The organism is Bacillus sp. NPDC077411 (assembly GCF_044543425.1).
Lineage (GTDB): Bacteria > Bacillota > Bacilli > Bacillales > Bacillaceae_G > Bacillus_A > Bacillus_A bruguierae.
Genome location: NZ_JBITWA010000001.1, coordinates 90,613 through 113,501, shown reverse-complemented (window position 1 = coordinate 113,501; position 22,889 = coordinate 90,613). Strand labels below are relative to the sequence as shown.

The following is a 22,889-nucleotide window of genomic DNA, read 5'->3' as shown; positions in this document are numbered from 1 at the left end:
TACTGATTGTAGAAGGTTTTTCTTCAAGATGTGTTATGATGTGATTATATAAATTCATTTTAATTTTTCGACATATAAGTTGCTGCTATGCAGAATACAACATGACCTGTACTTGCTTGCTCCCTTTAAACCTCGTATGTGGCAGGAAAGGGCCCTGACCGCTTCTATGCACGGCCAGATGCTCTTGTCCTCTCCTAAAAAGAAAGGGGTTTTTATGTCGTTTTTTTAACTTGTATATATAGATAGATTCTGTTAAGAAGAAAGTTGGGAAAAGTGTATGTCATGGGGAGTTTTAGGCTGTTTTATTTTATGTATTGTAATTGTTTGTTTTATTATGATGTATAGAGAAGCGATGCATGATACATTGTTAGAGCACACCATATCATTTGCGAATTTTCCAATTAGTTTTGGAGAAGTTCGAATTTTTTTTATTTCAGATATTCACAGAAGAACGGTCTCTCGATCTTTAATACAGCAAGTGAAAGGTAAAGTAGATCTTGTTATTATAGGTGGGGATCTAGCGGAACAAGGAGTACCTCTATCACGAGTAGCTGATAATATTAAACGGTTAAATGAAATTGGGCAAGTATATTTTGTTTGGGGAAATAATGATTATGAAATTGATTTTCACGAATTAGACGCGTTACTTCTTCAAAATGGTGTGAAAATTTTGGATAATACGGCGACTTTATTTGAATCGGAGCTTGGAGAAAAAATATGGTTACTAGGTGTTGACGATGTAGGTTTGAAGCGTGATCGATTAGATTTAGCATTAGCAGATTGTAAAGAAGAGGGTTTTCGCATCCTTGTGAGCCATAATCCTGATATTTTATATAAATTAAATGGAACCGAGCACATCTCCTGTATATTAAGTGGTCATACGCATGGTGGACAAATTCGATTGTTTCATGCTACACGTTTTTTGAAAGGTGGAATTTATGAATATCCACATACGACTTTGTTTGTAAGTAATGGTTATGGAACAACATTTGTACCATTGCGTTTTCGTGCGCCTGCACAAACGCATTTGATTACATTTCGAAGAAAAGATTGACGTTGTTTTTTTAAGGTGGGAAGATATATGCCAAGATCAACAGGTAAATATAATATTAAAGCAATTTCAAATATGCTCGGTATACATCCGGGAACATTGCGAGCTTGGGAAAGACGATATCAAATCATTACACCGAAACGTAATGATGCTGGACATCGTTTATATACGGAAGAACATGTTCAAATCTTTAAATGGCTTATTAACAAACTGGACCAAGGATTTACCATTGGACAAGCAGTTAGTTTATTAGAAAATAATCAATTACGAAATCACAATTTATTGGAAAAAGAATATAATAAAGTAGAACTTTTAGTAGACGATATCTTGTATTCTTTGTTAAAATTTGATGAAATACAAGCTCTTGAATTATTGGATGAAGCGTTTAGTATTTTTTCTATAGATAAAGTAATTGCAGATATATTCATAAAATTGTTGGTCAAGTTAAGAGAGAAACGCTTGAATGAAAAAATAACAAGCGCAGAGGAACAATATGCAATGTCCCTTTTACGATCACGTATGGGAGCGATTTACTATAGTATACCCACCAATACAGGAACATCAAAGGTGCTTTCAATATGTGTTCCAGGAGAATTACATGAACTCGAATTATTTATTTTTACAACATATTTACGACGAAAAGGTTATCCAACAATCTATATTGGGACAGGCATAGAAGAGGACAGCATTTATGATATAATCACACGAGTAAATCCTAAAATTTTGTTTATTTCTTGCACAATGCAGGAAAATATAATGGCAAGTGTTCAGCTTGCAAAGAGATTACGTGAGCAATATAAGAATCTTACTATCGGACTTTCTGGTGTTGCTTTTAGATTTGCTTCTAATGAAGAAAAAGAAGAGATTCATAACTTGTTTGTTGGCGATACGAGAGAAGAGTGGGATGAATGGTTAAAAATGTCAGAATAGTTGTTCGGAAAGAACCATCTATATTCTGTTTCATATAATAAAAATTAGATACAACGGTTGCGTAAGGAGGTTACGGGATGAGGCTGGAACGTTTAAATTATAATAAAATAAAAATCTTTCTAACGTTCGATGATTTGTCAGAACGTGGACTTACGAAGGAAGATTTATGGAAAAATGCTCCTAAAGTACAACAACTATTTCGAGATATGATGCAAGAAGCAAATAAAGAGCTCGGCTTTGAAGCTGATGGCCCAATTGCAGTAGAAGTGTTTTCATTGCAAGCACAAGGTATGGTTGTTATTGTTACAAAAGAAAATCAAGAGTTAGATACGGAAGAAGAATTTCAAGATGAATTTATTGAAATGCAAGTTACTCTTGACGAGAGTGAGCATATATTATACGAATTTACTTCATTAGACGATATAATTGCATTAGCTGGTCGTTTATATGGCCTAGGAATAACAGGTGGAAAGCTTTATGGATGGCAAGATCGTTTTTATTTATGGTTAGAAGAGGAAACGACTACGTTATTGAAAGAAGATATGATTGCTATTTTAGCGGAATTTGGTAACTCTTCCACAATTACAATTTATCGAATGATGGAATATGGAAAAGAACTGATGGCAAATGACGCAATTAAACAAATCTACAATTACTTTATCACAAAAGAAAACCTCAGCTAAGTGATATAGTTGAGGTTTTTCTTTATATAAAGCATTTAAACATTATATTATATAAAAAACGTTAATTTTTTAATCATTTTGCTTTTCTAAAAACAACAAAAAGACTATAATAACATTGAAAACGTTTGCAAAAATAAAAAAGGTTTGCATATATTTGTTAGCGTTTTCTCTTGCATTCCTATTTTAAGAGTGTATACTAGGCAATGAAGGTTTACTAAACAAGTGAAATTACAGGGGGTTTACTTACTATGGTAGCCGAAAAGGGAGCTCAAACACAAACACAACAAAGAGAACAACATTTTGAACTGTTGAATTCGACGCAAATTGTTATTAAAGAAGCCTTAGAAAAATTGGGTTATCCAAACGAAGTATATGAATTACTTAAAGAACCGATTCGTATGATGACAGTAAAGATTCCAGTTCGTATGGATGATGGAACTGTTAAAATATTTACAGGATATCGTGCTCAGCATAATGATGCTGTTGGCCCAACAAAGGGTGGTATTCGCTTCCATCCAAATGTAACGGAAAATGAAGTGAAAGCACTTTCGATTTGGATGAGCTTAAAATGTGGTATTGTTGATTTACCATACGGTGGAGGTAAAGGTGGTATCGTTTGTGACCCACGTGAAATGTCTTTCCGTGAGTTAGAAAGATTAAGTCGTGGCTATGTAAGAGCAATTAGCCAAATCGTAGGGCCGACAAAAGATATTCCAGCTCCAGACGTATTTACAAATTCACAAATTATGGCATGGATGATGGATGAATATAGCCGCATTGACGAATTTAACTCACCTGGATTTATTACAGGGAAGCCTCTTGTATTAGGTGGATCTCATGGTCGTGAAACAGCGACTGCAAAAGGTGTAACAATTTGTATTCGTGAAGCAGCGAAAAAGCGTAATATTGATATTAAAGGTGCGCGTGTTGTTGTACAAGGATTTGGAAATGCAGGTAGCTTCTTAGCTAAGTTTATGCACGATGCAGGAGCGAAGGTAATTGCGATTTCGGATGCTTACGGTGCACTTCATGATCCAAATGGTTTAGACATTGATTATTTATTAGACCGTCGTGATAGCTTCGGAACAGTAACAAAATTGTTCAATAATACGATTTCAAATAAAGAATTATTAGAACTAGATTGTGATATTTTAGTGCCAGCTGCCATTGAAAATCAAATTACAGAAGAAAATGCAGCAAATATTAAAGCGAAAATTGTTGTAGAGGCAGCAAACGGTCCTACAACATTAGAAGCAACGAAAATTTTAACAGAACGTGGCATTTTACTTGTTCCAGACGTATTAGCAAGTGCTGGCGGCGTAACAGTTTCTTACTTTGAGTGGGTACAAAACAACCAAGGTTACTATTGGACAGAAGAAGAAGTAGAAGCTCGTTTAGAAAAAGTAATGGTAAGCTCGTTTGATTCTATTTACGAAACATCGCAAGTTCGTAAAGTGGATATGCGTTTAGCAGCTTATATGGTTGGGGTTCGTAAAATGGCAGAAGCAAGTCGCTTCAGAGGCTGGGTATAAACCGATTATTGATTATGAAAACCGCAATTTCCTTGAAGGAAGTTGCGGTTTTTTGTCGTAATTAGATTGAAAGATTAAGTGGAGTTTCCATTCGTATTTTTACTGATGGTAAGTTGAAGGAATATATATAAGTTACAAAACTGACATAAAACCCCTTTCTTTTTTATGTGAGGACGAGAGCGTCTGGTCGTGCATAGTAGCGATCAGGGCCTTTTTCTGCCACATGCTTGGTTTAAAACAAAGGGAGCAAGCAAGTGTAGGTCGTGATGTATTCTGCATAGCAGCGACTTATAAAGAACAGCGGAGCCGACTGTTTAAGCCCGTTGGATAAGCTTCTTTCACACAGAAGGTGTTTTTTACCTTCTCGTGTGGAAGGTTCTTAGACATGAGGGCTTAGGAGGCAGAGCTAGACAAAGATGTCGGAACATTAAAACAGATTTATACAGAAAAGTGCTGAAGGAAAGGCGGAGAAACATGCAAATAGATTTAATGAAACGAGTGATTGAATTAGAACAACGAATTATGAATTTAGAAAAGAAATTAGAGGAAAAACAACCGAGAAAAATACCACCTATTCGGTTGTTAGGAATATGTATTATTGGTCCACTCATTACAGGTGTATGTGCATTAGTTGTATTGCTTATGAGTTACATGAATTTATAAAAAGTAAAAAAAGAACAGTTGTTCTGGTAGAACGTTTGTACTATACTCTCCTTAGATAGAAAAACAGAAATAAAGTGAAATTTCCATGGTGAGGAGTTTAGTCGGCATTCATTGATGGAAAGCATTCGCTAATTATAAAGGAGAGATTTTAATGAAAACGACTGCAGAACAACGTTTTATGATGCCAGCACATGTAATGGAGCGAGTTGGAGTTTTATGTAAGAAGAACGTGAAAGGTTCTTCCTTCCTGCGTACAGTGAGTCGTTTTTTTGGTTTAGAAACGAAACAAGATGAGATTTGGTTTTATGGCTTTTATACGGTGGCGGTAAGTGTACTATTGTTTATGGTGTTTGTTTCGAATAGGATGGATTTTCTGTTTTTATAATAATGTTTGCGATAGGGACACATCATCTGAATACATATAAGATTAGAGAGATTATTCTATAAGAGCGGAGATGATGTTAATGGCGAAGTTTCCTATACAGCGAAATTACATTAAACATGGAAGCTCAAGGTCTGGCCTTCCACTTTCAAAAGTTCGTTTTATTGTCAGTCATGACACAGGGAATCCAGGTAGTAATGCAATTGGAAATCGAGACTATTTCAATGAAGTGCAACCGAAAGCCTCAGCTCATACATTTATTGATGATACAACCATACTCGAGATTATTCCAATCAATGAGGTAGCCTACCATGTTCGGTACAACGTTCCAACAGATAATGATATGTATGGTTACAATGCTAATAGCGCAGCGATTGGCGTTGAACTTTGCTATGGTGGGAATGTGAATTTTTGGGATGCATATACACGTTTTACTTGGTATCATGCCTATTTGTGTCATAATTTTGGGTTGAATCCAAGGTCGGATATTGTTTCACATAAAAAGCTTGATCCTGCTCGTAAAATTGATCCAGAACGCGTATTAAATAATCAAGGTATACCTTTTAAACAGTTTTTAGCGGACGTCTATCGCATGTACGTATCGTATAGATGACAAATATATGAAAAATGAATACAATAAAGATAGGTGCCTACTGCTGAAAGTAGGTTTTTTCTTGTTTTTAATTGTTTATTTGGATAGAGAGTAGAAGACTAGGAGTTGAGCCTTACATGGAAAAGGAAACAGCAATTATCATCGGAGGCGGGCCGTGTGGATTAGCGGCAGCGATTGCGATGCAAAATGTTGGAATTAATCCACTTGTGATTGAAAAAGGGAATATTGTTAATGCAATCTATAATTATCCAACACACCAAACGTTTTTTTCATCTAGTGAAAAACTAGAAATTGGTGGAGTGGCCTTTATTACAGAAAACCGTAAGCCTGTTCGGAATCAAGCATTAGCATATTATCGGGAAGTAGTGAAACGGAAACATGTACGTGTGAACGCGTTTGAACGAGTAGAAGAAGTAAGGAAAGAAGAAGATATCTTCCTTGTTCAAACAATAAAAGATGATGGAGAACAAAAGAAGTACAATGCAAGATATGTTATTATCGCAACTGGATATTATGACAATCCTAATTATATGAATGTTCCTGGAGAAGAGTTAGAAAAAGTAGCGCATTATTTTAAAGAAGGGCATCCCTATTTTAATCGGGACGTTATCGTCATAGGTGGAAAGAATTCAAGTGTAGACGCGGCGTTAGAGCTTGTAAAATGCGGAGCACGTGTGACAGTTTTATATCGTGGTCAAGTATATTCTCCAAGTATTAAGCCGTGGATTTTACCAGAATTTGAAGCGTTAGTTCGGCAGGGAACGATAAAAATGGAATTTGGTGCACATGTAAAAGAAATTACAGAACATACAGTCACATATACAGTGGGAAACGAAGAATATACGGTTTCAAATGATTTTGTCTTTGCCATGACAGGTTATCATCCAGATCATAGTTTTTTAACAAAAATGGGTGTAGAAATTGACTCTGAAACAGGAAGACCGCTGTATAAAGAAGAGACGATGGAAACGAATGTGGAAGGGATTTTTATTGCAGGTGTAATTGCTGCTGGTAATAACGCAAATGAAATTTTTATAGAAAATGGTCGATTCCATGGAGATGCAATTGCGAAAATTATTGCAGCTCGAGAACAGAAAAATGAATAATGGAATAGTGACAAATGAAAAACACCTCCGTCTAATTCGTAAGTTTAAGAATTAGACGGAGGTGTTTTTGTTACAATCAAATTTTAATGTCTAAACATAGCCTGAATTTCTGTTTGTTCTTTTGTTCCTTCTAGTGCAACAAGTAGCTTAATACGAGCCTTTTGAGCATTTAAACCATATGTGAAGATAATGCCCATATTTTTCAATTGTTTGCCGCCGCCCTCGTAAGAATATACATCTTGGACAATTCCGTTAAAACAACGAGAAACAAGAACAACTGGAATATCTTTATCTATCAAACGTTGCAGAGCAGGAAGTGTACGCGGTGGTAAGTTTCCTTGTCCGAGTGCTTCGATAATGATTCCATCAATTGGCAATTGTTCAATTGCCGCCAATAATGTTTCATCCATACCAGCATACGCTTTTAATATGACAACATTTTTTGTAATTTGTGTGACAGCATATTTTTCATGATGTACTAATGCGTGATGGAAGACGACACCGCGCTTTGTTACCATTCCAATTGGTCCGTATTGTGGACTTTGGAATGTTGCTACGTTACTTGTATGTGTTTTTGTCACATTCGTTGCACAGTGAATTTCATCGTTTAATACGACAAGAACGCCTTTTCCTTTTGCCTCTTCACTACTCGCAACTTTTACTGCTGACAAAAAGTTATATAAACCATCCGCCCCTAACTCATTACTTGAACGCATTGCTCCTGTAACGACAATTGGAACATCAGCTTGTACAGTTAAGTCAAGAAAATAAGCTGTTTCTTCCAGTGTGTCTGTTCCGTGTGTAATGACAACACCTTGCATGTTATCGTTCTTAACCTTCTCGTTAATCATGACTTGCAATTGCAACATTTCATTTGGTGTCATGTGAGGAGATGGAAGATGAAAGACATCTTCAACAATTAAATCGATATCTTCTTCTAAATTTGGAATGAATTTTAAAAGTGGATTTTGTGCGCCTGGTTGAACAACTCCAGTTTCTTTATCTTCCTCCATCGCAATTGTTCCACCTGTGTGTAAAACAAGAATTTTTTTCAATGCCTTTACCCCTCTCCAATCAATGAAAATACATTAAAAACATAACATGATTTGATTGAATTCGACAATGAAAAAAGTATAAAACTTATAAGCGAATATCACAATGAAAATAAAGTGAAAATTCTATCAGAAGGGAGAGCTTTATTCTGCCTGTTAACAGTTATCTATTTTGTAATTTAAAGGCGGACGTTTTAGCGTCTGCTAGAGCGAAATGATGAGTAAAAGGAGATGTAGGTTTTGAAAACGATAGAGAAAATTTTAATTTGGTTACTTATTGGACAATGCCTTTGTTTGTGTATTGTTCAATTGCTTTTAACAGAAGAGAACATAGCGAAATATGTATCAAAAGTTGTCTATTATGAGGGAGTCACAAAAGGGGTTATAACAAATATTTTAGAGGTCAATCAATAGTTTTTTCGTTTGCTTCTAAGAAAGAGTGTGCTACAATAGTTGAGGACTTGAAACGGGGTAAAGTGAAACGGTTATTAGTGTAAAAATCCAATCGTTAATGGAATCAATCGGATTTTTACTTCCTGTTAATGTAAAATGAAACAATGATGAGGGAAGCAGGGAATACCTGCTTTTCCTTCTGTTCTTATAAGTGAAAAATGGGGTGTTACAATGGAGAAACGAATTTCAATTGCAATTGATGGCCCGGCAGCTGCAGGGAAAAGTACGGTTGCTAAAATTATTGCTAAAAAATTATCTTATGTTTATATTGATACGGGTGCAATGTATCGTACTGTAACATATGCGGCACTAGAGCAAGGTATTGATATTGAAAATGAAGAAAAGTTAATGAAAATAATTAGGGATATAGACATTTCATTTCAGCATGGAGAAAATGCGCAGCTTGTCTTTTTAAACGGAAAAGATGTATCGGAAGTGATTCGTACACCAGAAGTAACAAATCGCGTATCAATTGTGGCAAGACATCGCCTTGTACGTGAAGAAATGGTACGTCGTCAGGAAGCTTTAGCGGAAAAAGGCGGCGTTGTTATGGATGGTCGTGATATTGGGACGCATGTATTGCCGAATGCGGAAGTGAAAATTTTTATGCTAGCTTCCGTTGAAGAACGAGCGGAAAGAAGACATTTAGAAAACACACAAAAAGGATTTCCTTCTAACTTAGAACAACTAAAAGAAGAAATTGCGCGCCGTGATAAATTAGATTCGGAACGTGAAGTGTCTCCATTAAAGAAAGCTGAGGATGCAATTGAATTAGATACAACGTCTTTATCTATTGAAGAGGTAGTTCAAAAGATAATGGATATTGTATCTGCAACATTCGTAAAATAAAGGAAGGGGGTAACCTCTTCCTTTATTTTTGTTTCTGTTTGTTAATAAGGAGACAATTTCCTTGACAAATTCATCAATTTGTTAGAAGTTAGTAAAAGAGGGTATTTTCTAAATATTTTACATACATGCAAATGGAAGCTATTGTTTCCATTTCGTATATACATAAAGATGCTTTGCCATTTCAGTAGGGAGGTATTTCCATGGTAGAAAAAATGAATGAAGAAGTTGTAAACACAAAGGCATTACAAGTAGGTGATATTGTTACAGGTACAGTAACAAAAGTTGAAGAAAAGCAAGTATTTGTAAATGTCGGGTACAAAACTGACGGTGTCATTCCAATTAGTGAATTGGCAAATGTTCATATTGAAAAAGCAAGCGATGTTGTAGAAGTAGAACAAACTCTTGAATTGAAAGTAATTAAATTGGAAGATGATGATTTAGTGTTGTCTAAGCGTGCAGTAGATGCAGAAAAAGCATGGGAAGTATTGCAAGGGCAGTTTACATCAGGTGAAGTATTTGATGTAACAATTAAAGATATCGTTAACGGAGGTCTAGTTGTTGACCTTGGTGTTCGTGGCTTTATTCCGGCTTCGCTTGTAGAGATGCATTATGTAGAAGATTTTACTGATTATAAAGGAAAAACATTGGCAGTAAAAATTGTAGAATTAGACCGTGAGAAAAATCGCGTTATTCTTTCTCATAAGGCAGTTGTAGAGCAAGAGCTAGACAAGAAGAAAAAAGAAGCGGTTTCTTCTTTACAAGCAGGTGATGTTGTAGAGGGAACGGTTCAACGTTTAACTGACTTCGGAGCATTTGTAAATGTTGGCGGTGTGGATGGCTTAGTTCATATTTCTCAAATTTCTCATGATCGTGTAGAACAACCATCTGATGTATTAACAGAGGGACAAACTGTAAAAGTAAAAGTGTTATCTGTTGATGCTGATACGCAGCGTATTTCTTTATCTATGAAAGCGGTGCAGCCAGGTCCATGGTCGAATGTATCAAATCAAGTAAAAGTAGGCGATATATTAGATGGGAAAGTAAAACGCCTTGTTACTTTTGGAGCGTTCGTTGAGATTTTTCCAAGTGTAGAAGGACTTGTTCACGTTTCACAAATTGCAAACCGTCATGTGAAAAATCCGAATGAAGTATTAAACATCGGGCAAGATGTGAAAGTAAAAGTATTAGAAGTTCATTCAGAAGAAAAACGTATTTCTTTAAGTATAAAAGAAGCACTTGAAGAAAATAATGAAACAGAAGATTATAGTAAATATGAACCAACTGCTGATTCTGCAACATTCCAATTAGGTGATATTATTGGAGAACAGCTAAAAAATTTAAAGAAATAATGAGGGATGTGTGTGGTAAGAGCAAAACGTAAATTAGAACACATTGAGTATGCTCTTTCTACTGGACAGTCTCGTACACATGGCTTTTGTGACGTTGCTTTTGTTCATCAAAGCTTACCGAATATAAGTTATGAAAGTATATCATTTCAAACAGAAATCGGCGAACTTGCTTTAAGTTCGCCGATTTTTATCAATGCGATGACTGGTGGTGGCGGAGAGCACACACTACATATTAATGCACAACTAGCACAAGCTGCACAGCAGTATCAGCTTGCGATGGCTGTCGGTTCACAAATGGCGGCGTTAAAAGACTCTAATGAAGCTGCATCTTATAAAATTGTGAGAAAAGTGAATCCGAATGGAATTGTTATTGCAAACTTAGGAAGTGAAGCAACAGTAGAACAAGCGAAGCGAGCTGTTGATATGATTGAAGCGAATGCATTACAAATTCATTTGAATGTCATTCAAGAATTGACAATGCCAGAAGGTGATCGAGATTTTACTGGTGCATTAAAGAGAATTGAACAAATTGTCAAGCATTCTTCTGTTCCTGTTATAGTAAAAGAAGTTGGTTTTGGTATGAGTAAAGAGGCAGCGGAGGATTTAGCTAGTGTTGGGGTTTCGACTATAGATATTGGTGGATATGGCGGTACAAACTTTGCGGTGGTTGAAAATGAAAGAAGACAGCGAGTACTTTCCTATTTCAATGAGTGGGGCATTTCGACTACTTCCTCTTTAATTGAAGTATCCTCTACACAAAACCCTCTCTCTATTATTGCATCAGGTGGTATTCAAACAGCACATGATGTAGCGAAAGCATTGGCCTTAGGAGCGTCAGCGGCTGCATTTGCCGGGCATTTTTTGCGAATTTTGATGCAAGAAGGTATAGAGAAACTGATGGAAGAAATTGGATTACTACATACAGATTTACAGTTTATCATGACGGCGCTTGGAGTGCGAACAATCACCGAGCTTAGGCAAGTACCACTTGTTATTAAAGGTGATACATACCATTGGCTTAATGAGCGCGGGATTGATACAACAATATATAGTAGGCGTTAAATAAAATGCATCTTAGGAAACATTTTGGTGGAGTTAATGTAAAGTGAATCCTAAACGCTGCATTTTTTATTTCACACTGGTTACAATCCTTTATTATTTGTTTAGGCTAGGATATAGTAAAACTTCCATTAGTGGGGTTTTACTGTAAACGAATAGCGAGATAAAAATCAACCATTCGGTTGATTTTTTTTATTTATAAAATCTATACAATGAAGGAGAAAGGAGAGGATGATATGAAACAGCTAATTGAAGTGAGAGCATTAGAAAAATGTTACGGCCATTATAAAGCGTTAAAAGGCATTTCGTTTGATGTGAGAGAAGGGGAAATTTTATGTTTTCTTGGTCCAAATGGTGCTGGGAAAAGTACGACTATTCATATTTTGTCGACCGTTTTACAGTACGACGGGGGAAAAATTTTATTTGAAGGGAAAGATGTAAAAAAACATGCACGATATGTAAAGCGTAACCTCGGTATTGTGCCGCAGGATTTAGCAATTTATGAAGATGTATCAGCGGAAAAAAATGTAGCGTTTTTTGCTGCTCTTTACGGTTTGAAAGGAGCGCAATTGCAGCAATCTGTAAAAGAAGCGTTGCAATTTGTTGGACTGCTTGATAAGAAAAATGAAAAACCAAAAACTTTTTCAGGCGGAATGAAAAGAAGGCTGAATATAGCATGTGCGATTGCACATAAACCAAAAGTTATTATTATGGATGAACCGACAGTTGGGATTGATCCGCAATCTCGAAATCATATTTTACAGTCGATTCAACAATTACAAGAACAAGGATCTACGATTATTTATACAACTCATTATATGGAGGAGGTGGAAGAAATATCAACAAGGATTATCATCATGGATCATGGTGAGATTATTACAGAAGGAACGAAAGAAGAACTTAAGAAGCATATTGCGGATGAAAAACGTTATTTTATAGAGTGTGAACATATAACAGCAGGTGTAGAAGAAAGCTTTTTTAAAATTGAAGGGATGAAAGAAGTAACAATAAAAGACGGAGTAATAGAAGTTGTCGTATTAAAAGGTGTGGAAAATTTAGATAAAATCATTACACTCCTTGTAAATGAAGGAATGAAAGTAAAAAATATTATGAGCGAAAGTGCGAGTTTAGAAACAGTATTTTTACAGTTAACAGGAAGGAAATTAAGAGATTGAAGGTGAAAATGATGGGTTTCTTTGTGTTATATAAACGTGATGTAGTTAATATTGTTATGAATCCAGTGCTTTTACTAACAAATACAATTTCTCCAATTTTATTTATATTAATTTTTGGTTATTTGAGCAATGGTAGATACGGAGAAAGTGAGATTACCTCCTATGATTATTATGGCGTTACAATTTTGATATATGGCATTTTGAATGTATCTATGACAGCTTCTAATAGTTTTATGGAGAAAAGGTTGAAAAATAGTAATTTACGAGTTATGTATAGCCCAATTCGTGTTTCTTATCTGTATTTGTCGAAAATATTAGCTACATTTACTTTTACATCTGTTTGTTATTTATTTGTCATGTATGTAGCTCATATAGGCCTGCATGTAGCATTCGGAGGAAGGAATGTTGGCTATATCATTATCATTATGTTGTTGTTTAATTTTTTATCAGCGGTTATTGGTGTATTGTTTTGCTGTATGTTTAAAAGTGAAGAGGTAACGAATAAAATATTAAGTTTGTTAAATAATGCTTTAGCAATTTTAGGAGGAGTATTCTTTTCTCTTGATGGATTGGGGGACACTGTTCGGACAATATCATATATTTCACCAGTAAAGTGGATTGTAGAATGTGTGATGAAGATCATATATGATCAAGATTTTAGCCTTTTCCTTACAACAGGCAGTGTGTTAGTTTTGTTAACTTGTTTTGGGTTAGTTGGTTGTAAATTTCTATTTAAGGTGGAGGATTATATATGAACGAGATTTTAATTGTTTTTCGTCATAATATCCGGCGAGCTATTAGTAAAAAGAATTATATACTGTTAACGATTCTCCTTACGTTTATTTCTATATCACTTGCCATCTACTTTACTTCCAAATTTGAAATGAAAGGGAATATCGCTTATGTAACACAAGAGGGTAAGAATGATATACATGTAGACGGGTTTCATATTAAAAGCATAAATAAAATTCCAAGTATGTCTGAATTTGTAATGAAAAAATACGATGCAGCAGTTATTCCGAAAGAAAACGGACAAATAGAGGTAAAGACAATTAAAGAACATGATTTCAAGGAAAAAATCGAGAGGGCATTTCAACAAAAAAGTATTGGTTCGTTTCATCAAAATGAAGTTAGGAAGGTAGGTACGAATATTTTGGGTTATCTCTGTATGTTTGTATTACTAGAGAGTATCATGTTTATGAGTTTTTTTACAGAAGATAAGGAAAATCGTACCTTTACTCGTATTGTATCTTCTCCTATACGTATTCATCATTATTTATTTGCACATTTCCTTTTTACATTCCTTATTGTATATATTCCAATATTGCTTATTTTAATCGTCGAGAAGATCATGTTTCAGGTAAATATAGGGTTCAGTTATTTAGAATATAGTTATTTATTGGCTATCCTTGTTATGATTGCAACATCTTTTTCGTTATTTATGAGTACGATTATAGAAACTACTGACAATACAATGATGTTGTCTTCTTCCATTATTGTTTTTACTTCTATTCTGTCAGGGTCCTTCTTTGCTTTAAAGCAAAATGACGGGATAGTTGATTGGTTTGTGCAAATTTTGCCGCAAAAGCAGTATCTTTCGATTATTGATGGTGTTGAAAATGGTTATAATATAGCACGGTATGGAGGCGCAATTACGTATATAAGCTTTATTATCTTGTTATTCTTTATGCTCAGTATAATTATTTGTAAAAAAAGAGTACAGGAAGGTCGATATTGATATTTGCTATGTTAACCATATAAAATGGTTCATCAGCGTAACATGGGGTTGATTTTTTGAAAATAAATTATTTTTCATACACGGAACGGAGAGTGGCGACTCCTGCGGGAATAGCGAGGAAAGTGAGACCCCGCAGGCTTGCCGAGGAGGCCCGCTCTCGCCTGCGGAAAGCGTCCACTCGGAGTGGAGTGTACATCTCTATATGTCCCCCGTCTTTTGGTGATGAACCAATAAAACGCATAAAGAAAATAATAAGGTGATGAAATGAAGAGAGAAGTTCAAATCATTTCTACAAAATTAATGACTCCAACGCCAAGGAAAAATTATGTACGTAGAGAAAAACTATTAAAAAAATTAGAAACATTGTGCGATTATAAGCTTGTAGTTGTGAAAGGATCGGCCGGTAGTGGAAAAACGACTATATGCTCTTCTTTTGTCAAAGAAAACCCAGAATTTGCAATTACCTGGATTACTCTAGATAAAGAGAATAATAATGTATTTTCTTTTTGGTACTATATGTTAGAAAGTATGCGTGTATATATTGAAGAAATAGAAGACATTATTTCTTTATTTCAAATGATTATGCATAAAGATGATATGAAACGTATTATTGTATCTTTGATTAATCTACTAAATAAAAAAGATGATATTACGATTATTATTGATGATTTTCACTATATAACGGATGTTGATGTTAATAAGACAATAGAATATTTTTTAAAGTATTCCTCAGAAAATGTTCGCATTGTTTTATTAACGAGAGAAGAACCTAAATTTTATGTAGGTGATTTTCTCATTTCAGGAAGATTATTAGAAATTGGAGAAGAAGAACTAAAGCTATCAGCAGACGAAGGTTTTCAGTTTATTAGACATACATTGCAGATGGATATAAAACATGAAATAGTTCATGGCATGAATATGCTGGCAGAAGGATGGATTGGTGGTCTTCAGTTAATCGCTCTTGCACGTTCTTATCATAAATATGATTGTATGCAACATGTGAAAGTATTGAATAAATATATGATTGCTTATTTGTCAAAAGAAATTTTAGAGGCATTGGAAGAAGAAGAGAAAGATTTCCTCGTAAAGACATCTATTTTGAGTTATTTTAATGAGGAGATTTGTAATGAATTGTTGGGAAAACAAGATACAAAAGAGATGATTATACGTCTATTTCAAAAACATTTATTTATAATTAATCTTGATGAAGATCGTGGAATATATCGTTATCACGCTATTTTTCAACAGTTTTTACAACATTCTTTTGAGCGGTTAGAAGTGGAGATGCAAAAGAAGTTACGTTTACGAGCGGCAGAAGTATACGAACAATGCGGTGATTTTGAGGAATGTATAAAGCAATTATTAGAGATGCAATGTTATGAGGCTGCTTTGAGAAAAATTGAAATACACGGGCAAAACCCGCAAGGCTGGAGCTATTTGCGACATATTCCGTTAACGTGTATTGTGCAAAATAAAGAGATGGCATTTCAACTCATTTTTTACCATTATTGTAATATGGAGTTTGAGCAGTGCACAGAAATATTAAATACCGTGTACGAAGGGGAAGGTGGTCATCATCCTTGGGAGGTATTCGTATTTTGCAAGGCTTTAATTGAGGAAGAAAATTTACAATTAGATGTTTTGTTTATAGATGAAATTGAAGACATGGATATAAGTGATGTAACCAAGGCAATTATTTATGTAGAATTATCATTTTTTCTGTGGTTTCAGGAGCGAATCAAGGATGCACTATATGTGCTTGATAAAGCGTCTATGCTTGAGAAGAGAATGAAAAATCCATATGTCAAAATGGGCATTTTAAGTTCTTTATGCCAGATTAAAGAGGATTTAGGAGATTTAAAAGAGTGTGAGCGATTATATAATCAGCTTTTTCAGGTGGTTGAACAACATCCATTTTTATCAGCTCTCAAAGTAACTTGTCATATTGGAATTACGGGTATTTATTTAAAGCGTTTACAATTAGATGAGGCTGAAAAATCATTACAACATGTACAAAATGACGAAGCTGCATTAGGAAAACCTTATTTATATAATTTAATGGAACTTCAATTTCTGAAAGGTAATAAACAGCAAGCGAAAGAAACGATCCAGAAATTACAAACATTTGATACATATCAAAATGAAGCATTTCTATCTTCTTTGTTAAAATATGCAATACATGTTGATGAAGAGTATGTACAGCAATTAGATCAATTTGTTCCCATATATCAACAAAAAAACGAAAAAAAGAAATTACGAACTGAAGATAAATTGTTATATGCTCAGATTTTATTGCGGAAAGGGCATATACAAGAATCATTACAATTACTTGATGACATTGCGGAATTTACAAGGAAATATAAAATGAAGATATTATTAATAGAAGCACTGTTATTAAAAGTGACTATTTTAGGAAATGAGTTGCAAAAATATAAACGAGAGCTTTTAAATTTATTAAGAGAAGCAATACATTATAGTTATGAAAATCATATTTTATTACCTTATAAAAGGCTAGATAAACAGACGCAAGTATTATTGATGTTATTGAAAGAAGAACGATTACAAGATTTAAATGAGGGAGAGAGGGAATTTTTATATGTGTTATTACAGTTAGGAAATCATGATAAAGAGAATGTTCTTTTAAGTAATAGAGAATTAGAAGTATTGAAGGTTCTTGCGACTGGGGCATCAAATAAAAAGATTGGTGAACAATTGTGCATATCTCTTTCGACAGTTAAGACACACATTATTAACATATATTCGAAGCTTCATGTATCTAACCGTGTTGAAGCAATAAAGAAAGCCACAGAAGAAGGGATTATACAGTAAGTATTTATATGTATGAATATAAATTAAAAAACGAACACAAACTCCTTTTTTTAGGCGGACGAGAGTATCTTGCCATGCATAGAAGCGGCCTAGGCTTTTTCCTGCCACATGCAAGGTTTAAAACAAAGGGATAAAGCGAGTGTAGGTCACTTTTTGCTCTGCATAACAGCGATTTACATGTTGAAAAATAAAAATGGATTTATATATAAACAAAGAAACAGCCAACGATATGTTGACTGTTTCTTTGTTTTAATGTTGATTTTGTCTTCTTGCTTGCTCCGGTGTATCGAGTCCTGTTGCACCTGGATATTGTAATGATTGGCTGCGGTCAGATTCTACGCGTCGCGATTGTTTCAATTTCTTTTCTTGACGATCTTTACCCATGGTGTTCCCACCTCCTTAGTACAAAGTGTTGCTGTTATTTTTAAAAATATGCAGTGATAGAAGACGATTATTTTTCATGAAATATCCCCATAATGGAAATAATAGGAGGTGTTAACTTGGAAGGTGGTTATTTTTATTTTTTGGCGTGGATGGGCTGGGTTGTTACGACGTTTTTTTGGAGAAAAGATACAGTTAGACTCAGGCTTAGTGCGGTCATTTTATTATTGATTATTTGTTCGCAAACAGTGATTTCAGTTGCTTCTATTACAATATCGGTAAATGCCCTTTTGTTAGGCGGAATCTCTTTTATTGGGATTGCGGCATATTCAGTATGGAAAAAGATCTACACTTTACTATGTGCACTTATAATCGCGATGTTATATGCAAGTTTTTCCTTAATTGAATTATATGATCCGATTTGGATTGTAGTAGATCGTACATTGATGTTAAGTAGTATTCTCGTTTATACATCTGTTTTATTACATAGGGACCGTCTATTACGTATATGGGGCTTATATGTAGGGGCGTTGCAAGGTGAGTTGTTTGTAGCTTTTATTTTAAAGACATTCAATTTTCCGTATCAATTAGGGAGTTTACAATTTTTTAATATGATTGCTGTGTCTACAATGTTCTTTAGTCTTTTGTACGGAATTGGAAAAATAATTACATATACAGGGCAATTTAAGCAAAAGCAAGTGAAGGAGGGGCAAGGTTAATTTATGAACTCGTATACATCAGCTATGTTGCTTGGAGTAACTGTTGGAACTGTCACACGAATTTTAATGCTTCAAACTGATACAAGGCAGTATCCAACTCGTTTACATGGCAAGATTATTCATATTGCCATGGGAATTATTGCGGCTGCTCTTGGGGCGGTTGCCATTCCAGCTATTTTGAAAAAGGATTTCTCTGCTATTACATTTTTGACATTAGCAGCATCACAGTTTCGTGATGTACGTAATATGGAGCGGAATACACTGCAGCAATTAGACGGGTATGAACTTGTCCCTAGAGGGAACACATATATTGAGGGAATTGCAATTGTATTTGAGAGTCGTAATTATTTAGCTATGTTAACATCTTTCGTAGCTACTTTTGCTTATTTAGGATTTAAATCATGGTATGCCGGTATTTTAGCTGGAATCATAAGTTTCTTTTTCGCGAAAAAGTTGATGTCTGGTAAACGGCTGCGCGATCTTGTTGAAGTTGAGCATGCTCCATTGCATTTTGAAGGAGCAGGTCTTTATGTTGATAATATTTATATTATGAATATTGGTTTACCGGCAAGGCAAAAAGAAATTATGAAATATGGTATGGGATTTATTTTAAAACCAAAATCAATTGATGCAAGGGTGACATTGGCAAACCTTGGTCAAAGACAAGCGATTTTGCATGATATATCTGTTGCGCTTGGTGTATATCGAGATTCTGGAACACCAGCACTTGTACCTCTTGCGAAACGTGACTTAAATGATGGAAGAATAGGCATATTTGTTTTGCCGCAAGATCAAGATGTAAATAAAGCTATTCAGGTCATTGGAAATGTTCCAACATTAGAAAGTGCGATTCATATGTCTTCTGAGGCCCCAAAAGGAAGGGGAGATAAAGGATGATATTAGAAAAATGTATTCTTGCTGTTATTACAACAATTCCGGAAAAGTTTGCTGGCGGGGCGCCGTTATTTGTATGTGAGACAGTAGAGGAAATGGAGTTTGTTGCTAGCAATTTAGAGGCGATTTTAGATGGAATTGCACACCGCTTGCAAGAGAATTTATATATTATTGTGAAACATTCTTGAAATGTGTTATAATATGAGATGTTTTGATATGAAGAGAAATATTCTGGAATGCAAATCCCTTCTTGCACAAAGAAGGGTTTTTTACATAATAACAGAAGCAAATAGAAAGGATGAAAGTATATGCCAAAACCGGTAGTGGCAATAGTAGGGCGCCCAAATGTGGGGAAATCTACGATTTTCAATAGAATTGTTGGAGAAAGAGTGTCGATTGTTGAAGATATCCCTGGTGTAACAAGGGATCGTATTTATAGTGCAGGAGAATGGTTAAATCATGAGTTTAACATTATTGATACGGGTGGAATTGATATTGGAGACGAGCCATTTTTGACACAAATTCGTCAACAAGCAGAAGTTGCGATTGATGAGGCTGATGTTATCATCTTTATGACAAATGGTCGCGACGGTGTAACAGCTGCGGATGAAGAAGTTGCAAAGATTTTATATCGTTCTAAAAAGCCAGTTGTATTAGCTGTGAATAAAGTAGATAATCCAGAGATGCGCAGCGAAATTTATGATTTTTATGCGTTAGGATTTGGGGAGCCGTTTCCTATATCTGGAACACACGGCTTAGGTTTAGGGGACTTATTAGATGAAGTAGCAAAACATTTTCCACAAATTGAAGAAGAACCATACGATGATGAAACGATTAAATTCTGTTTAATTGGTCGCCCGAACGTTGGAAAATCATCAATGGTAAATGCGTTGCTTGGACAAGAACGTGTAATCGTTAGTAATGTAGCAGGTACTACACGTGATGCGGTTGATACGCCGTACAGTAAAGATGGACAAGATTACGTTATCATTGATACAGCAGGAATGCGCAAAAAAGGAAAAGTATATGAAAGCACAGAAAAATATAGTGTACTTCGTGCACTTCGAGCAATTGAACGCTCTGATGTTGTTTTAGTTGTTTTAGATGGTGAAGAAGGAATCATTGAACAAGATAAAAAAATTGCTGGATATGCCCATGATTCAGGTCGTGCTGTTATTATTGTTGTGAATAAATGGGATGCGGTTGAGAAAGATGAGAAAACGATGAAGGAATTCGAAGAGAATATTCGTGCTCATTTCCAATTTTTGGATTACGCACCAATCGTATTCTTATCTGCAAAAACGAGAAAACGTACACACACACTGCTTCCTGTTATTAATGAGGTAAATGCAAGTCATAGTATTCGTGTACAAACAAATGTATTAAACGATGTAATTATGGATGCTGTTGCAATGAATCCAACACCAACGCATAATGGACAACGTTTGAAAATTTTCTATGCAACACAAGTCGCGGTGAAACCACCGACATTTGTTGTGTTCGTAAACGATCCAGAATTACTGCACTTCTCTTATGAGCGTTTCTTGAAAAATCGTCTGCGCGATTCGTTTGGTTTCGTAGGAACACCGATTAAAGTTATTGCAAGAGCACGAGACTAATGGAGAGGGTGTGATTTTATGAAAAAAATCACAGTAGTAGGAGCAGGTAGCTGGGGAACGGCGTTAGCGATGGTATTAGCTGACAACGGCCATGATGTACGTCTTTGGGGTAACCGAGCAGAACTTATGGATGAAATAAATGAAAAACATGAGAATAGTCGTTATCTTCCGGGAATTACACTGCCAACCGGTATCGTTGCTTACTCTTCCTTAGAAGAGGCATTAGTAGGAGTAGATACAGTACTTCTCGTTGTACCTACAAAAGCATATCGAGAAGTATTGCAAAATATGAAAAAAATTGTTTCGCAGCCAATTACATGGATTCATGCGAGTAAAGGGATTGAACCAGGAACTTCAAAGCGTATTTCAGAAGTGATTGAAGAAGAAATTCCGGCACATCTCATTCGAGATGTGGTTGTCTTATCAGGACCGAGTCATGCAGAAGAAGTTGGGTTGCGTCAAGCTACAACAGTTACATCAGCTGCAAAGCGTATGGAAGCAGCTGAAGAGGTTCAGGACTTATTTATGAATAGCTATTTCCGTGTATATACAAACCCAGATATTATTGGAGTTGAACTTGGCGGGGCGTTAAAAAATATTATTGCCCTTGCGGCGGGGATTACTGATGGACTTGGTTTAGGTGATAATGCAAAGGCAGCGCTTATGACGCGAGGATTAACAGAAATTGCTCGTTTAGGAAGTGAAATGGGTGGGAACCCATTAACGTTTGCTGGTCTGACAGGTATGGGTGACCTAATTGTAACATGTACGAGCGTTCATAGCCGAAATTGGCGTGCTGGTAACATGCTTGGTAAAGGTTGCTCATTAGAAGAAGTATTAGATAATATGGGAATGGTTGTTGAAGGTGTGCGGACAACGAAAGCAGCATATGAGATGGCTAGGAAAATGGATGTAGAAATGCCAATTACAACCGTTTTATATGATGTATTATTTAATGAGAAAAACGTAAAGGATGCTGTTGGAACGTTGATGGGACGTGTGCGTAAACACGAAGTAGAAGCGATTCCAGACTTGCTGTAAAAAAAGCTGTACAAATGTGAAAAGACATTTGTGCAGCTTTTTCTTTTGGGTTTTTTCACCATTCTTTATTTTCTGCATACAATGAAGTGTAGCTTACATGAGAGGGTGAACAAGGTGGATAACAATTTATTCAACAATATTGAAAAGGAAGCGAAAGTAAATAAAGATGATATTTTTAAATTAGCCTCTTCGGTTCAAAATGCAAATTTACGAGATGAGAAAGTATTACGTCAGTTAATTCATCAGGTTGCAACAATGGCGGGAAGAGATGTATCAAAAGAAAAAGAAGATCAAATTATAAATGCAATTATTAATAATAACATGCCAGCTGATTTTAGTTCATTGAGTAAAATGTTTAAAAAATAAAGTACGAGAAACCACTGTTATATATATTGCATACGATACTATGAAGGAATGAATATGAGCTGTTTGTGGGAGTGTTTGGTCAAACGAAGCGAAGAAGTCCCGTTCGCTTCGTTTTTTATTCGTTTTCATATAAGTGAATGTATACCGCTCAGTATTTTAAGATGAAGTATCATCTTATTGTTAAATATATATCCATTTTAATTTTTCGACCTCTTTGTCTAGCTCTGCCCCCTCTTGTTCTGAGCGAGCCGCTTCCGCTTTTCTTTATAAGTCGTTGTTATGCAGAATACAACATGACCGCTACTTGCTTTCTCTTTTTGTTTTAAACTTTGCATGTGGTAGGAAAAGGCCCTGACCGTTTCTATGCGCAGCTAGATGCTCTTGTCCACCCTAAAAGAAAAGGGG

General features: G+C 35.4%; 24 protein-coding genes. 22 read left to right on the top strand and 2 right to left on the bottom strand.

Annotated elements, in window-relative coordinates; translation table 11 throughout:
* Window positions 1-277: 277 nt before the first annotated feature.
* From ACIGHG_RS00560 to ACIGHG_RS00525, 8 genes are all read left to right on the top strand, one after another.
* Window positions 278-1,054, top strand: a complete 777-nt coding sequence (locus ACIGHG_RS00560) for a metallophosphoesterase (RefSeq protein WP_336471610.1) — start codon at window positions 278-280, stop codon at window positions 1,052-1,054.
* 27 nt (window positions 1,055-1,081) lie between these two features.
* Window positions 1,082-1,981, top strand: a complete 900-nt coding sequence (locus tag ACIGHG_RS00555) for a MerR family transcriptional regulator (RefSeq protein WP_336471611.1) — start codon at window positions 1,082-1,084, stop codon at window positions 1,979-1,981.
* 77 nt (window positions 1,982-2,058) lie between these two features.
* Window positions 2,059-2,664, top strand: a complete 606-nt coding sequence (locus ACIGHG_RS00550; RefSeq protein ID WP_336471612.1) for a genetic competence negative regulator — start codon at window positions 2,059-2,061, stop codon at window positions 2,662-2,664.
* A 248-nt stretch (window positions 2,665-2,912) separates the two neighbouring features.
* Window positions 2,913-4,196 carry an NAD-specific glutamate dehydrogenase gene (gene gudB / locus ACIGHG_RS00545; RefSeq protein ID WP_336471613.1) on the top strand — a complete coding sequence of 428 codons (1,284 nt, stop codon included), beginning with the start codon at window positions 2,913-2,915 and terminating at the stop codon, window positions 4,194-4,196.
* 474 nt (window positions 4,197-4,670) lie between these two features.
* Window positions 4,671-4,859, top strand: a complete 189-nt coding sequence (locus tag ACIGHG_RS00540; RefSeq protein WP_396546667.1) for a hypothetical protein — start codon at window positions 4,671-4,673, stop codon at window positions 4,857-4,859.
* A 151-nt stretch (window positions 4,860-5,010) separates the two neighbouring features.
* Complete coding sequence (locus ACIGHG_RS00535; protein ID WP_336471615.1) at window positions 5,011-5,244, top strand: DUF3961 domain-containing protein; 234 nt, start codon at window positions 5,011-5,013, stop codon at window positions 5,242-5,244.
* Between the two features lie 79 nt (window positions 5,245-5,323).
* Window positions 5,324-5,854, top strand: coding sequence for a peptidoglycan recognition protein family protein (locus tag ACIGHG_RS00530; RefSeq protein ID WP_090915547.1), 531 nt, complete (start codon window positions 5,324-5,326; stop codon window positions 5,852-5,854).
* Between the two features lie 116 nt (window positions 5,855-5,970).
* Window positions 5,971-6,960: a YpdA family putative bacillithiol disulfide reductase gene (locus ACIGHG_RS00525; RefSeq protein WP_336471616.1), complete on the top strand. Its 990-nt coding sequence runs from the start codon at window positions 5,971-5,973 to the stop codon at window positions 6,958-6,960.
* 83 nt (window positions 6,961-7,043) lie between these two features.
* Here the strand turns inward: ACIGHG_RS00525 and ACIGHG_RS00520 are convergent, their stop codons facing one another.
* Entirely contained in the window at window positions 7,044-8,015 is a 972-nt protein-coding gene (locus ACIGHG_RS00520) for an asparaginase (protein ID WP_090915551.1), read from the bottom strand.
* Window positions 8,016-8,252: 237 nt separating this feature from the next.
* On the opposite strand from ACIGHG_RS00520, the gene ACIGHG_RS00515 reads away from it, so the two are divergent.
* The 8 genes from ACIGHG_RS00515 (at window position 8,253) to ACIGHG_RS00480 (ending at window position 17,464) form a co-directional block, all read left to right on the top strand.
* Window positions 8,253-8,426 (top strand): DUF5359 family protein, encoded by a 174-nt coding sequence (locus ACIGHG_RS00515; RefSeq protein WP_336471618.1) that lies wholly within the window; start codon window positions 8,253-8,255, stop codon window positions 8,424-8,426.
* A gap of 210 nt (window positions 8,427-8,636) precedes the next feature.
* Window positions 8,637-9,314: a (d)CMP kinase gene (gene cmk / locus ACIGHG_RS00510; RefSeq protein ID WP_396546661.1), complete on the top strand. Its 678-nt coding sequence runs from the start codon at window positions 8,637-8,639 to the stop codon at window positions 9,312-9,314.
* Between the two features lie 200 nt (window positions 9,315-9,514).
* A complete protein-coding gene (gene rpsA, locus ACIGHG_RS00505; RefSeq protein ID WP_336471620.1) occupies window positions 9,515-10,663 on the top strand; it encodes a 30S ribosomal protein S1 in 1,149 nt (382 codons plus the stop codon).
* Between the two features lie 12 nt (window positions 10,664-10,675).
* Window positions 10,676-11,725 carry a type 2 isopentenyl-diphosphate Delta-isomerase gene (gene fni, locus ACIGHG_RS00500; protein WP_336471621.1) on the top strand — a complete coding sequence of 350 codons (1,050 nt, stop codon included), beginning with the start codon at window positions 10,676-10,678 and terminating at the stop codon, window positions 11,723-11,725.
* 233 nt (window positions 11,726-11,958) lie between these two features.
* Window positions 11,959-12,897 carry an ABC transporter ATP-binding protein gene (locus ACIGHG_RS00495; protein WP_336471622.1) on the top strand — a complete coding sequence of 313 codons (939 nt, stop codon included), beginning with the start codon at window positions 11,959-11,961 and terminating at the stop codon, window positions 12,895-12,897.
* A 23-nt stretch (window positions 12,898-12,920) separates the two neighbouring features.
* Window positions 12,921-13,652 carry an ABC transporter permease gene (locus ACIGHG_RS00490; protein WP_396546658.1) on the top strand — a complete coding sequence of 244 codons (732 nt, stop codon included), beginning with the start codon at window positions 12,921-12,923 and terminating at the stop codon, window positions 13,650-13,652.
* On the top strand, window positions 13,649-14,635 hold the full coding sequence (locus tag ACIGHG_RS00485; RefSeq protein WP_336471623.1) for an ABC transporter permease: 987 nt from the start codon (window positions 13,649-13,651) through the stop codon (window positions 14,633-14,635). The genes ACIGHG_RS00490 and ACIGHG_RS00485 overlap by 4 nt, the downstream gene beginning before the upstream one ends.
* Window positions 14,636-14,899: 264 nt before the next feature.
* Window positions 14,900-17,464 (top strand): winged helix-turn-helix domain-containing protein, encoded by a 2,565-nt coding sequence (locus ACIGHG_RS00480; RefSeq protein WP_396546656.1) that lies wholly within the window; start codon window positions 14,900-14,902, stop codon window positions 17,462-17,464.
* A 249-nt stretch (window positions 17,465-17,713) separates the two neighbouring features.
* Here the strand turns inward: ACIGHG_RS00480 and ACIGHG_RS00475 are convergent, their stop codons facing one another.
* Entirely contained in the window at window positions 17,714-17,848 is a 135-nt protein-coding gene (locus ACIGHG_RS00475; protein WP_090915567.1) for a YpzI family protein, read from the bottom strand.
* Between the two features lie 116 nt (window positions 17,849-17,964).
* Here ACIGHG_RS00475 and ACIGHG_RS00470 point away from each other — a divergent pair, with 116 nt between their 5' ends.
* The 6 genes from ACIGHG_RS00470 (at window position 17,965) to ACIGHG_RS00445 (ending at window position 22,484) form a co-directional block, all read left to right on the top strand.
* Window positions 17,965-18,564: a YphA family membrane protein gene (locus ACIGHG_RS00470; protein ID WP_396546654.1), complete on the top strand. Its 600-nt coding sequence runs from the start codon at window positions 17,965-17,967 to the stop codon at window positions 18,562-18,564.
* Window positions 18,565-18,567: 3 nt separating this feature from the next.
* Window positions 18,568-19,461 (top strand): YIEGIA family protein, encoded by an 894-nt coding sequence (locus ACIGHG_RS00465; RefSeq protein WP_090915571.1) that lies wholly within the window; start codon window positions 18,568-18,570, stop codon window positions 19,459-19,461.
* Window positions 19,458-19,646: a capping complex subunit for YIEGIA gene (locus tag ACIGHG_RS00460; protein WP_090915573.1), complete on the top strand. Its 189-nt coding sequence runs from the start codon at window positions 19,458-19,460 to the stop codon at window positions 19,644-19,646. Before ACIGHG_RS00465 ends, ACIGHG_RS00460 begins: the two co-directional genes overlap by 4 nt.
* Window positions 19,647-19,766: 120 nt before the next feature.
* The gene (der, locus tag ACIGHG_RS00455; protein WP_242217287.1) at window positions 19,767-21,077 is read left to right on the top strand and encodes a ribosome biogenesis GTPase Der; all 1,311 of its coding nucleotides are present in this window, start codon (window positions 19,767-19,769) and stop codon (window positions 21,075-21,077) included.
* 18 nt (window positions 21,078-21,095) lie between these two features.
* A complete protein-coding gene (locus ACIGHG_RS00450; protein ID WP_396546651.1) occupies window positions 21,096-22,118 on the top strand; it encodes an NAD(P)H-dependent glycerol-3-phosphate dehydrogenase in 1,023 nt (340 codons plus the stop codon).
* 114 nt (window positions 22,119-22,232) lie between these two features.
* A complete protein-coding gene (locus tag ACIGHG_RS00445; protein ID WP_336471628.1) occupies window positions 22,233-22,484 on the top strand; it encodes a stage VI sporulation protein F in 252 nt (83 codons plus the stop codon).
* Window positions 22,485-22,889: the final 405 nt, after the last annotated feature.